The 13,531-nt window shown below is 57.7% G+C and carries 11 protein-coding genes; 7 read left to right on the top strand and 4 right to left on the bottom strand.

What is annotated here, in order from left to right; all coding sequences use genetic code 11:
* Positions 1–75 precede the first annotated feature (75 nt).
* Positions 76–345: a hypothetical protein gene (locus tag IPJ76_09135; GenBank protein ID QQR88356.1), complete on the top strand. Its 270-nt coding sequence runs from the start codon at positions 76–78 to the stop codon at positions 343–345.
* A gap of 62 nt (positions 346–407) precedes the next feature.
* Here IPJ76_09135 and IPJ76_09130 read toward each other — a convergent pair whose 3' ends face one another.
* The 4 genes from IPJ76_09130 to IPJ76_09115 form a co-directional block, all read right to left on the bottom strand.
* The gene (locus tag IPJ76_09130; protein QQR88355.1) at positions 408–851 is read right to left on the bottom strand and encodes a DinB family protein; all 444 of its coding nucleotides are present in this window, start codon (positions 849–851) and stop codon (positions 408–410) included.
* A gap of 41 nt (positions 852–892) precedes the next feature.
* Positions 893–1,999, bottom strand: coding sequence for a beta-lactamase family protein (locus tag IPJ76_09125; protein ID QQR88354.1), 1,107 nt, complete (start codon positions 1,997–1,999; stop codon positions 893–895).
* Positions 2,000–2,258: 259 nt separating this feature from the next.
* Entirely contained in the window at positions 2,259–3,242 is a 984-nt protein-coding gene (locus IPJ76_09120; protein QQR88353.1) for a LamG domain-containing protein, read from the bottom strand.
* A gap of 318 nt (positions 3,243–3,560) precedes the next feature.
* Positions 3,561–4,610 (bottom strand): hypothetical protein, encoded by a 1,050-nt coding sequence (locus IPJ76_09115; protein ID QQR88352.1) that lies wholly within the window; start codon positions 4,608–4,610, stop codon positions 3,561–3,563.
* A gap of 551 nt (positions 4,611–5,161) precedes the next feature.
* Here IPJ76_09115 and IPJ76_09110 point away from each other — a divergent pair.
* The 6 genes from IPJ76_09110 to IPJ76_09085 all read left to right on the top strand — a co-directional run bounded on the left by IPJ76_09110 (position 5,162) and on the right by IPJ76_09085 (position 13,518).
* Entirely contained in the window at positions 5,162–6,754 is a 1,593-nt protein-coding gene (locus IPJ76_09110; protein ID QQR88351.1) for a hypothetical protein, read from the top strand.
* A 225-nt stretch (positions 6,755–6,979) separates the two neighbouring features.
* Positions 6,980–7,729, top strand: coding sequence for a CPBP family intramembrane metalloprotease (locus IPJ76_09105; protein QQR88350.1), 750 nt, complete (start codon positions 6,980–6,982; stop codon positions 7,727–7,729).
* Between the two features lie 487 nt (positions 7,730–8,216).
* A complete protein-coding gene (locus IPJ76_09100; protein ID QQR88349.1) occupies positions 8,217–9,407 on the top strand; it encodes a T9SS type A sorting domain-containing protein in 1,191 nt (396 codons plus the stop codon).
* 196 nt (positions 9,408–9,603) lie between these two features.
* A complete protein-coding gene (locus IPJ76_09095; protein ID QQR88348.1) occupies positions 9,604–11,061 on the top strand; it encodes a hypothetical protein in 1,458 nt (485 codons plus the stop codon).
* A gap of 33 nt (positions 11,062–11,094) precedes the next feature.
* Complete coding sequence (locus IPJ76_09090; protein ID QQR88347.1) at positions 11,095–11,508, top strand: VOC family protein; 414 nt, start codon at positions 11,095–11,097, stop codon at positions 11,506–11,508.
* A gap of 183 nt (positions 11,509–11,691) precedes the next feature.
* Positions 11,692–13,518 (top strand): T9SS type A sorting domain-containing protein, encoded by a 1,827-nt coding sequence (locus tag IPJ76_09085; protein QQR88346.1) that lies wholly within the window; start codon positions 11,692–11,694, stop codon positions 13,516–13,518.
* Positions 13,519–13,531: the final 13 nt, after the last annotated feature.

Genomic DNA, 13,531 nt, shown 5'->3' with positions numbered 1-13,531 from the left:
CATTCCGTTCGAGCATGGCAGCGCGGTGATCGCGAGACCGCGCTCAAGGCCTACGCCGACCCGAATGACGAAGCCGTGAACGAAGAAGCGCTGAACAATTTCGGCTACACGCTACTCAGCGCGCACTTGACAGAACAGGCGCGCGATCTCTTCTTCATCAACATGCAGCTCTATCCAAAGAGTGCCAACGTGTACGACAGCTACGCAGAGGCGTGCCTGAAGCTCGGCGACAAGAAGCAAGCGTTGGATTTCTACAAGCGCACCCTGGCGATGAACCCGCAGAACGCGAACGCGGCGCGTATTGTGGCCGAGTTGGAGAAGGAACTGGCGGGCGCAGCGAAGTAGCGTGACGTTAGCCCTAGGTTTCTAGCTGACCAGTCGCGGATCGATCTGCCGCAGGTGGTGCTTCAGGTGCGCCACGTAATCGCGCATGAGCCAATCCAGCGTCGGGACGCCATCGGGTGGTAGTGCGGCGTAGGTGCTGCCCAGTGCGCATGATCCTTACGTGGCTTCAACGCGATCGCTTCCGGCACGCGGTCCATGACCCGGGCTAGGTGCAGGTTGAAGCGAGCCCAAAGCTCGATCAACTCCAACCAATCGGCCTCGGCATACCCGCTCGCACGCACCCATTCGTTCTGGTCGTAAGGCTCGAAGCGCAGGTGATCCACCGCCTGTAAGCGCACGAAACGCCCGAGGTTGTTGTTCGCAGAATCGAGCAGGTGGCCGATGATCTCCTTGGGGCACCACTTGCCAGGCGCGGGAGCTCGAGAAGCGCGTTCCTCGGTGAACGCACGCAGTCGCGGTAAAGCCGATCCGATGGCGTGGCGCAACTCATCTCCGACAGTCGTCATAGGGCGAATATCGTACCCGAGATCAGGACCCAGATATCCGGTCAGTGAAAGGCTGCTGCTGCCGCAGCGTGGTCGAACAAGCCAACGGCAATGGCACTCACGGCCTGCATGGCTCCGGACGTATTGCTCAACACGATGATGCTCGTCTTCTGTTCGGGTAGGAGCATCAGGAAGGTGGAAGCCCCGGTCTGAGCACCATTGTGACCGTAGACCGGACCATATTTTGGGTTCTGGCCGTATAGGTACCAGCCCATCCCGTATCCATTCCCGTCCTTCTTCAACGCCGGATCGATCCACATCGCGGCCAAGGTCTTCGGTTCGAGCAGCGTACCACGCAGCAGCGCGTCACCGAACCGCAGCATATCCGCAGCCGTGGAATACACACCGCCGCCGGGGATGCGGTCACTCAGGTCCGTATGGTCGGCGGACAGGACGCGACCCTTGCCATTGGTGTGGTAGAGTTCCGCGTGCTTTGTCCCACTGGTGTCACGGCCTTCCACTCCGGTATCCAGCATACTCGCCGGCGACCAGATGTGCCGCTGCATGTACGCCTCGTAGGACATCCCCGAAACGCGCTCTACCACCACCCCGAGCAGCACGTAACCGTAGGTGGTGTAGTGAAAAGCCGCTCCTGGCGCGCTGATGAGTTCGCGGTCCATGAAGATGCCCATCGCCTCGGTCAACGAGGTGAAATGGTTCCGATTCTCACGTTCCTTGTTCGACGCGTAGTCATCCAATCCCGCGCTGTGCTGCAATAGCTGCCGCACGGTCAGTCTTCCTTCCGGTTTTTCCGGAAACTCCGGCACATAAACACGCACGGCGGAATCGAGGTGCAACCTGCCTTGCTCAGCGAGTTGCATGATGGCGATCGCCGTCATTGGCTTGGTGATCGATGCGATGCGCGTGCGGGTGTCCGGCGCGAATGCGATCCGTGAACTTCGATCCGCCCATCCCGCACCATAATCCCACGTCGTATCGTCGACGACGGAAAAGCCCACTGCCACCCCTTCGAAGGCATTCTCTGCCCGTTGGTCCTCCACCAGTTGGATCGCTCCAGGAACCGCAGTCACAGTCGGACCTTGGGCACGAGTGACGGGCTTGAGCCCGATCAGCAATGCGCAATAGAGGAGGCCACGAACGGTATGCATGTGGAGGACAATGTACAACTCCTACCCAACGGCACCTGGGCATACGGTTCGAAGCGCAAGTGATCCACCGCCTGCAAGCGCACGAAACGCCCGAGGTTGTTGTTCGCGGAATCGAGGAGATGGCCGATGATCTCCTTCGGGCACCACTTGCCGGAAGCGGGCGTTCGGGAACCGCGTTCATCCGATACCGCGCGCAGGCCCGGCAATGCCTGAGCGATCGCGAGCCGCAACAACTCCCCTGGGCCCACGATGTCCTCTATCACGGGTTCACCACCCGAACGGCATCACCCGGCTGTGCATCGAAACGGACCATGTAGACGCCGCTCCCGTCACGCACCGATAGGCGCGTCACATCGGACTGCAGCACGCCGGCTTGCACCAAGCGTCCGCTCGCATCAAGGATGGCATAGGTGGTACCGATGAACGCTTGCGGCACACGAAGTACCAACTCGTCCGCCGTCGCATCGAAAAACACCTCCGCCGCCGCCTCCCGGATCTCCTCCACGCTCACATTGGTGTTCAGGTACAGGTCCAGCACCTCCTGCGCGGTGAGGCGCCGGCTCCAGATGCCGATATCATCCATGGCGCCCGAAAGGAAATAGGTGCCTGCCGGCGTGCTGGTATCGCTTCCGAACCTCATCGGCGACGTGCTGTTCGGGTTGTAGTACAGGCCGCCACTGGCCTGCCGGAATACCTCGACCCCGTTCGCGAAGAAGAGGATCGAATCCACCGTGGCGTCGTTCACGATCGCGAAGTGGAACCACGCGCCCGGCGCCAGTGCCGTATCACACCGGATCTCCGGATCGGCACCACCGCTGGTCTTCATCTCGATCATGTTGTCATACAAGCCGTTGGCCACCACCATCCAACCGTTCTGGGGCCCGGCGCCTCGCTTCACCACGAATGCTGTCGCGGGCGAATTGTAGGTGTCCACCAGCGCCCACCAAGCAATGGTGTACGAGTCGTTGTTCAACCGCAGCGCTGGTGCGTCGGGCACCTCGATGTACGCATCCGTGCCGTTGAAGGCGTAGGCGCTGCCAGGGTCGCCGAAGCGATCGTTGGTGATCGTGGCGCCATAGGCGGTCCCGTTGTTGTCATTCCCGCTCACATCATTGGCATAGCCATTGAACGGCCACCAGCCGGCGAGGTCGTCCGGTGGCACGTAGGGGGGCAGTTGAGCGCTTGTGCAGATGGGCCACGCTGCGGCCATGGACGCAACAAGAAGAGTGTGGAGTTCTTTCATGGCAATGATGTTCGATGAACGAATGTATCCATCGTGCATTGAAAACCGACCCGAAAGTCGCGACGTTCATCCATGATGTTGCTTCACGGACCTTGATACTGAAGGCGGCTGGATCACGAACATCACCTTCCACCTTCCGGCATCGCGCGCGAACGCGGTGCGACAAGCTCCCAGGTGTACAATCTGAGGCTGCGATCCACTGGGAACACCGCTCAGATGCTAGAGCGCATCAGCGGGCTGCCTCATGCATTCCAGTTGATCGTGGTAGAGACGACCGGTCCCTCTGGATCCCGTGGAGGCTGACGTGCTCGCTATGCACTACTCCCATGGCCCTTCGCGCGGCACATGCCGGAAGCTGGCATTCTCCTCCGCCGGCTCCAGTCGGAACAGTCCACCGCTGAAACCGCACCACAGGACGCCGTGCACATCTTCGCTCATGCCTTGCAAGCCGAAACTCGCGTTCAGGTCAGGGCGGTCGGTGGTGTTGAACAAGGTGAACGACTTCCCATCATACCGGTAGGCCCCTACCCCGGTGGCACCGATCCACAGCCTGCCCGCACGGTCTTTGAAGAGCGTGTAGAGGTCGTTGTGGTGAAGACCCTTCATGTCGCCGAACGTCGTGAAACGCGAACCATCCCACATGCACAGGCCGCCATCATGGGTCATCCCAGGTTGGTAAGCCTGCATGCAGATGAACCAGATATTGCCTGCATCATCCTCCTCGATGTCGTTGACCGTGTTGCTGCAAAGCCCGTCGTTCTTGGTGAACTGGGTGAAGGTCTTCCCGTCGTACCGGAAAGCACCGGCGCCATCGGTACGGAACCAGTAGTTGCCCTTGCTATCGTGCAATCGCATTGAAGCCCGACCCGGAACGATCGCGTATTGCATGATCGCTGAACGGTCCATCGGCACCATGAACGGGACCATCCTTCGCCCATCGTATCGGAACACACTATCACGCGTGCTGCTCCAGATGGCTCCCTCCCGATCCGTGTTCACCACGCTCTCGTGCTCCCAGAGTTGGATGAAACGCTCACCATCATAGCGCACCAGACCGGTACCATCATGCCCTGCGAACCACAGATCACCGTCCTTGTCCTCGGCGATGCTGGACACCACATTGCCGCCTTTGCCGTTGGCAGGGCTCAGGAAGGTGAGCGCTTCTCCATCGTAGCGCGCCGCACCATGTTCGATCGTGCCGAACCACAGCATGCCTTTGCTATCGATGAAGGACTCCACCACGTATTCGGCGATGGGTGTGCCATTCCCCGGCGCAGCGGTTCCCTGCACTGGCTCGCTGCTTTGGCCGTTGCAGGCCGTTGCTCCAAGAAGAAGTACGAGGATCAGCGGAGTGTTCTGGTTACGCATGGTGAACAAGGTATGGGGTGTAGCCTACGGGAATGGTCCGGCTTTGCACGTATTGTGATGATGCGCAGCCTGCCGGAATACACTCTCTTCACAGCTACGTTTTTGCGCCGGTGGGCGTGGCGGACCCGACCCTCCTGGTGCACCTCGACCGACGATGATGGATATGTTGGCGAGCTGTTGTGGCTCGGCAGGGTCCTACGAAACGGAGCGATGCCACACCTTCCACCCGGACTTACGAGTGGATCCCGAATGCGAGGTGCTCAGTCCCGTGTTGAGGTCATGAGCCGGAGGCAGAGAAGGACATGGATCGGTACACCGTTACCCTGATGCCACGGACCGGAGCGTGATCGACCCTAGCAAACGTGCTGTATAACGGTTGCGGTGATGCGGTCAGTTCGTGGCGGGTCGTCAACCAACGTTCTATTGCAGCCTGTGCGATACCCTGGTTGTTTCGCCCCATGCAATTGAACCACAACACCCCGGGGCGGGTCGAACTTGGTCGCAAACGGACAAGCACCCTGTTCTTATGCACCGCGTTGCTCCCGTCCCTGATGTACGCCCAGGTGGCCGAACGCCTGCTCGTGCATGATACGCCGGGGGCCAGCCTGACCTACGTATCCACCGCGTTGGATGGCAGCGGCAATGTGTACTCCGCAACAAGCTACAAGCAGCCGTACACGTACGAAGGCGTGTCGATCAACATGCTCTTGCCCACGTCATCGGAAGAGGTGTTGTTCTGCAAACACGGCCCTACCGGCGACCTGCTTTTCCACAAGCGTATCGCCGTTACCGGTGGGAACACGCCCACTGTAGGACGGATCGAATTCATGGCCGTTGACGGCGTTGGCTACGCTTACCTCAGTACACAGGGCACGCTGGGCAGCGGTTTCCTGCGAGTGGAAGATGACTCGCTCGCGCTCACGAACACCGGCAACATGGTCATCCAACTGCGCCCTGATGGAACCCTACGCTCGGTGCGCAGATACGCCGGGATCCGGAACGTGGCAGCCGCGGACACGTCGCTCTTCATGGCCTACACCGACGCGACCGATGGCAACAAACTCAAAATAGAACAGTACGACAGCACCTTCACGGTCCCGGCCTGGAGCGTGGAAGGCAACGCGAACCTGGGGATCGGCGCGGTCTCCAATGATCGGAGCCAGTTGGCCGTGAGCCCCGATGGTGAATGGATCGCCGTGCTCACCAAGGAAGGTGGCGGGGCCGGTCAAGTCGGACTGCTCAACGTGCCGTTCCAGACCGTTGGTGCGTTCGATGAAATGGCGGTGATCATCCTGGATCGCGAAGGCAACGTGCAAGGCATCCGTACCTTCTTCGGATCGTCCACCACAGCAGGGCAGAATGAACTACCGAACGCCGTGGCGATCTCGAACGACGGCCGCGTAACGTTATCGTGCTACATGCCTGGAACCACGCAGTTCGCGGGAACGACTTACGAGCAAGTCGCAGGGTTCTCATCGAACTACGGCCTCATCGTTAACTGGGACGATCAAGGCAACGAGGACTGGGCTGTGCAGTTCCTCAGTCAGACCCAATCACCGCGCATCGATGGGTTGGCCGTGACACCTGATGGCGACATCGTCCTGGGCGCCATGTGGGCCACCAGTTACCAGCTGGGTTCCGCTTCCGGCAGTGGAAACGCACAGCGTTCCCTTACCGCTCGGTTGGATGGTGCCACCGGCAATGTGGAGTGGACACTGATACCCACCTCAGTGGACAACAGCATGACCGGTCAACGCATCGTTGCCATCGACAACTTCCATTTCGTGATGAGCGGGAAGGCCCTGCTGGATTTCCAGTTCGGTGGGCTGCCACCCGCAGGCGTAGCCTTCAGCAGCCAATTCCTGCTGTTCGTCACCGACCCGTCCATTGGCATCGGCGAGATCGATGAAAGCACGGTCACTTATCCGCACTACCTGGACCCGACGACGGACCTGCTCCGCATAGAAGTGACCGATGACGGCGGACCGTGGATGCTGCACGATGCACAAGGAAGGACCTTGTTGACAGGTCGCGTTGTGCGGGGAACCAACTTCATCGAACTCGGTGCCTGTGTGGATGGGATATACATCATGCGGATCGGAGCGGGTACCGACCGGAAGCATCTGCGTTTCGTGAAGCACTGACTGCGCGGTCATTCGCGACATCACCAGCGGTACGATCTCCTGCCGGATCCATATCCCGTGATGCGATCGCGTGCCCACCATGCTCACCTCACTTGCACGCGCTTCGCACATTGAAATGATGTCGGAGTCGGGGAACGCTGATCCCCGGATCCTGCTCATGAACGCAATCGGATAGACCGACAGGAGGGCTACTGACGCTAAGCGCACAGCAGCTACATTCGCTCGATGTCTCAACGCACAGCGCTGCTGCGCCTGGTCCTCTTCCTCGGTATCGCGGTCGCGCTCTCCTGGTACTTCAGGGTCCACGTGCCTGCGTGGTTCAAGGCACTCGAACTCCCGCTGGGCTTGACACCATTGAAGTACCTGTTGGAAGGCATCGGTCCGCTGCTGGGTGCGTTGGCCGTGCTCATGCTGTTCCATCCTCCTCGTCGCGTGACGCTCTTCGGCAGTTCCCGAAAATGGAGCCTACTGATGGCCGCGTTACCGGTCGGCCTGTTCGCCGTGGTCGGTATCGAAGACCCTGAAGCGGTGTTGGACCCTCATCTCCATGGCGCCATCATCGGTGTGGTGTCCGTGGGCTATGTGGTGTTCGAGGAATTCGGTTGGCGAGGCTACCTGCTCGATGAAGTGCGCGGCATGGGCGTTGGCGGCATCTGGGTGCGTGCGCTCATCATCGGTGTGCTGTGGTATGCCTGGCACTTGACCCCGTTGAGCGCGGCCACCATTGGCGAACACGCGGTATTCCTGGGCATGCTCATTTTCGGCAGCTGGGGATTCGAGCGGATCACGGACACCACGGGCTCGGTGATCTCGGTGGCGTGCTTCCACCTCTTGGGCAGCTTGCTCAGCACCAACGCACTGATCCAGGACGGCATGAGCGGCACCTCGCGCATGGTGATCTTCGGGATCTGCCTGATCGCCTGGATCGCGATGGTGAGCAGATGGCCGGGGCGGGAACGTGCTGCAAATGGATGAGAGTTAGTTTCTGCAGCGTCCTTGCATGAAAATACGAACTGATCAGCGCTTATTCCATCCGTCGCACAGACCCGTTGATCCCCTGTGCGGATCCAAGATCCTTCGTTGTAGTCCAGATCAGTCTTAAAAGGCAGTCCGTCACTCTTATCGTACAGTGCGTTGAAAGGACGTGATCTTCTGTGACGAATCTCAAGGATCAGTTAGAGTGTCAATTTCCGAACCTGGTGTTCTTGTGGTCAGCATTGTGCTCACAAACGGATCGATCAGCGGACTGTGATCCGTCATGTATGGTTCATGTTGTTAAGGCGATCATTTCTGCACAAGGAACAATGACAACGAACGGTGCATCATATCCGTGTACCGTGATGAAATTGGATCGTGACCAATGATGCGATCAATATTTCGACCAGGTTTAGGATTCCTTTAAGTACCCCCGATACAACTCTTGAACGCGCTGATCGTCACAAGGACCATACGACCCACCCAAATGACAATTCGATACACACTCGCGCTATATGGTGTGCTAACGCTTGCGGCCGCATCGCATGGACAATGGACCGCACTCCCTGACATCACGATGCCGGAATTCGACGGCGGCTATTCGTTCGTGATCGATGACATGATCTACGTAGGGCATGGCAACGAACTCAGGATGTATGACCCGGCCGCTGCCATGTGGAGCGAGCGGGCCGATTTCCCGGGTGTAGGGGCAAGCCGGAACGGAGCCTGTTCGTTCGTTGTGAACAACAAGGCCTATGTCGGAATGGGCTTCGCGAATGGCATGTTCCACACCGACCTGTGGCAGTATGATCCCGGAACGAATGCATGGTCTGCGGAAACCTCGTTCCCGGGCCCTGCGCGAGGAGGTTCCGGGACCTTCGTCTTGGGAGGCAAGGGGTACCTCTGCGGCGGCACGAGCACGGGTCCACAGTTCGCAGATGTGTATTCCTACGACCCGGAGAGCAACATTTGGACCTTGGAGACGAGCTTGCCCACCGGCAATCGCGGGTTTACCACGGCCTGGTCCGTCGGCGGATACGGTTATGTCTTCGGGGGCTATACAGGGTTCGGCAACGAAACGGCACAGGTGCATCGATATGACCCTGTGACTGATAGCTGGTCGGCAATGGCCGACTACCCTGGAGGTGGCCGTCAAAGTTCTTTGGCATTCGTCTTCGGCACGCAAGTGATCGTAGGAATGGGGCATGTCGGCTTCACGACGGCAGGCACTATTTTCTATCAGTACGATACCGGAACAAACACTTGGGCACCTCATGGTGACTTCAGTGGTTGGCCAGGTGGGGCGCGAATAGCTCCAGTTGGGGCCGTTGTGGGCAGCACCGCGTACCTAGGCACCGGAGCAACACTCGCAACCTTCACTCCGAATGGTGATTGGTGGTCGAACAGCATCGCCGTCGGTCTGGATGAGTTGGAGTCGGCGGAGACCCGACTTCTGGTGCATCCGGTTCCTTCAGGCGACCAGGTCACGATCTCATGGGGTATGAACGGAATCGGCGAGATCGCATTGTTCAATACGACCGGCACCCTGGTGTTCAGCACTGCACGAACTGGAACCAGCACATTGCTTGACCTGAGCGGATTACCCGCTGGGCCATACATGGCACGATACAGGAACAATGAGGGCATTGTGCGCACTGGAAGGATCCTGAAGCACTGAACCTGCCGAGCAAACACATGAACCGATGTTGAACAGAACGATCACTCTATTTGCGGGCCTTTGGCTCTGCTCAGCTTTGAACACCTTGCATGCGCAAGCCGGAGAATGGACCTGGCTCAAGGGTAGTAGCTCTATCAACCAGACTGGCAACTGGGGGTCGATGGGTGTAACCTCGTCAACAACAACGCCACCTTCCTTGTTCCAGACCGAATTCTGGACAGCACAGGATGGAACCCTCTGGATGTATGGCGGGCGGGACACCGATGCGCAAGAGTATGCGGCTTTGTGGAAGTATGATCCTGTGGGCAACACTTGGACGTGGATCAAAGGACCGAACACGTATTCGTTCGAAGGCAACTTCGGGACCATGGGTGTGCCAGCCCCAAGCAATCTTCCCCCGGCAAAATCGTACTGCATGATGTCGTGGACCGACCTCGACGGGAACTTCTGGATGTACGGCGGGCGGAACGGTTCACAGTTCGGGAATGGAGTGGAGAACAACGATCTCTGGCGGTATGAAGTGGCCACGAATAACTGGACTTGGATGAAAGGGTCACAGGTAGATAACCCTTCTGCAGTCTGGGGAGTGAAGGGAGTCCCGAACTCGACCAATCAACCACCAGCTTTGACGTTGGCGTTGACCTGGACAGATGACGTAGGTGATCTCTGGATGTTCGGTGGGTACTCCACGCAATTCCTTGGCCGGTACAATGCGGTCTGGCGGTACCAGATCAGTACGAACACATGGACTTGGATGGCCGGTGAGGACACGATCAATCCACCGGCTAACTACGGCAGCATGGGAGTTCCGGCCCCGACGAATGCACCTAGTGGCCGCTATGCCCAAAGCCTGGGCAAGAGCAGCGATGGAAAACTGTGGTTCTATGGTGGTACTACGAGCGGCAATTTCCAGTACAGGGACTTGTGGAGTTTCAATACAATGACCGCATTGTTCACTTGGGAGGGGGGGGCACAAGGCTTCCCCAATTCACTTCAGAACGGTCCGGATTATGGAGTGCTTTGCACGTATAGTCCGCTTGACAGTATCGGAGGTCGCAGAGGGACAACTTGGCGGGACAGCCATGATCGGCTGTGGCTTTTCGGAGAGGCTACTGATGGAAGCAATCCTTACAGTCGGAACGACTTGTGGAGCTATTGCACGACAAGTGACCAATGGACGTGGGTAACAGGGCCCAGCGTAACCAATGACCCGGGATCGTGGGGCACCGTGGGCGTATCAAGCCCGAACAATAGACCGAACGGGCGACTGTTCGCGGCGAGCTGGACCGGAGCGGACGGAAGCCTGTACGTGTATGGAGGGCTGGAGGCGGGATCCTTTTTCCCTACGCATAATGACCTGTGGCGATTTGTTCCGGACCTGACTTGCGCGCCTTGCGCCACCACAACCGCGGTTGAGGATGTCAGTGCAAGTGAGAACCTGCGTATAGTGCGCGACCAGCAAGGACTCGGCGTATTGCTTCCACCGGGGGTATGGCAAGTGCAGGTACATGACGTGATCGGGAGACTATTGCACACACAGCAAGCTCAAGGACAAGTGTACCTTCAAAGGCTGACGACGGCGGCCGGCTTGTGCATCGTTTCCGCAACGGATGAAAAGGGTAATCGGCGGACTGCCCAGGTGAGAATAAACTAAACCCATGCCATATACTGTGCGCAATCAGGAACCATGAAAAAGGTGATCGGACTGGGCGGTGTGTTCTTCGAGTCAGAGAATCCGGCAAAGCTCAACAGTTGGTACAAGAAGCATCTTGGATTCAAGACGGGCGAATACGGGACAAACTTCTCATGGCGCTATGGGATGGACGGTACCCGCACTGGATACACTCAGTGGGTGCCTTGCGAGCGAGATGCTGAGCATTTCCATCCATCAGACAAACGGTTCATGATGAGCTATAGGGTGCATGATCTAGAAGCCCTGGTTGAACAGCTCGAGGCATCTGGTATCTCGCTCCTCGGGAAGGTAACCGCTTTACACCACGGCAAATTCGCCTATTTGTTAGACCCAGAGGGGAACAAAGTGGAACTTTGGGAACCGAACGATACTGAATACGCCAGGATCTGCGAGGGCGTGACCGGCTGACAGAGGTTGTGCTGAAGTTGACCCTGGAATACAGGCCGTTGGGCTTGAACAAAGCCCAGCATGCTCAGTCGGACGTTGCGCGTCCACTCGAGTGATCGGGTACGCGAGAGCAGGACTAATCCTTAACAGGAGCTTAAATGCAAAGAACGAAGCAGCACACTACGTTCAGAAAAGGTCAATTTGATGAAACCTGATGACAGTTACATGATTGACCATTACAGTGAACCAAGCAGGACCATGGAAACACCAAACGCTGGAACAAAGCGCCGAAATCTGAACGGTTCGTCAGTGCTACACTGCTTCGTTAAGCATTTCTCTTGCGAAACCGCACGGCCCACACGATCGGCGACAACTAGAACCACCACCAAGGAGTTCTCTTCAAAGCGCTGGTCGCTCAATGGGGCCATGTGGCTCGGGATGCTCACGGGACCCACCGGGGTTGGGCAGGTCGTTTACCATGAGGTTCTGATCGATCAGCAGAACCAGTCGATCACTTGTGTGCGCGCAACTTCTGACAACGGGAATATCGTATGCGGATCGTCGCAGGGGTCCGGTGGGCCTGGATACGAAGATGGGTTCATAGCCAAACTGGACGCCAACGGAGCTTTACAATGGAAGCGTGCATACGGAGTTGGCTTGGTGTATGAATTCCTATCGCGAGTGATCCAAACAGCAGATGGTGGCTACGCGGCAATCGGATACTCGGGGAGCTTCAACCCGGGTAATACACCGGAATTGATCGTCCTCCGATTCAACGCAGCAGGCGGCTTGCTGTGGTCAAAGGGGTACCCGATCACATATACTGAAGCCGGCTACGACTTGATCGAGACCAGTTCAGGTGGTTTCTATGTCGTTGGTGAGCACATTGCGGGTACTTATTCGCTCTACGTGATCGAATTGGACGCATATGGAAGCGTTCTGTGGAGCAAGATCTACAACTCAGCTTGGAATGAAACGCCTAGGGGTGGAGCCTTAGTTGCAAGTGACGGGGGTCTGTTGATCGTCGGTACAGCCATCAATGTTGGTGGATCGAGCACGCATGGGTTCGCGTTAAAGCTGACCAGTGGTTCCGGCATCGAGTGGTGGCGCAGTTTCGGCACAATAGATGACCAAGAAACCAAGATTACCGGGGCTGTGGAGGTCCCGAGCGGATACCTATTCTGTGGGTACCAGTTTAACGGCTCTGGATATGACGGATTGCTTGTTCAACTCGATCAATCCGGTAACCATGTTTGGACAAAGCGCTACTTAGGTGTGGCGCTCCAGTCGATCGCCCTGAAGCACATGGGTGATGGATCGGACGCATTGGTATTGACCGGGGAAGACTACAGTACGTCCGCCCCGGACATGGCCGGGCTACAAGTGGACATGAATGGTAACACGCTCTGGAGCTACGCCTATGGGACGACCAGTCCAAGTGCTGAGGAGGCAGGCTATTCTGTATGCGTCAATAGCGATAGTACGATCACCTTCGGTGGTTGGGTCTGGGACTCGTCGAACACTCCTTATGATGACGGATTCATTGTGCGCACGGACGCGGAGGGCCAGACTGCTGGATGCGAGATCCCGCTGGCCATAAGCGTGGACACGACCAGTGTGTCCGTTTCGATCCATAGTGGAAACGCGAGCGTTGTTGTGCCGACCGCCTCCGATCGCCTACTCCCCGAACTGAACAACCTGCAGATGAGCACGTCTTGCTCATCAAGTCCGGCTGCGATATCCGAGGACATCCTTCAAGCCAGGATCGCAGTGTTCCCAAATCCAGCAACGGACATATTGAACATCACCATTGCATTCAGCGAGGCGATAAGCGTTCGACCCCATGTAGAGATGTTGGATGCTACTGGACGAACCGTTCTTGGGCCGGTGGAGGTAACAACAACGACCCAAAGCGCGAGCACAGCGGAGCTGGACTTAGACTGTCATGGACTTGATGCTGGGGCTTATTACGTTCGATTGAGAGCCGGTAACGCTACCGCCCGATCATTGTCAGTACTCGTCATCAGGTAATCGTCAACAACAA

Source organism: Flavobacteriales bacterium, from assembly GCA_016699575.1.
Taxonomy (GTDB): domain Bacteria; phylum Bacteroidota; class Bacteroidia; order Flavobacteriales_F; family PHOS-HE28; genus PHOS-HE28.
The sequence above is the reverse complement of the archived record's forward strand: the minus strand, read 5'-3'. Positions and strand labels throughout refer to the sequence as shown.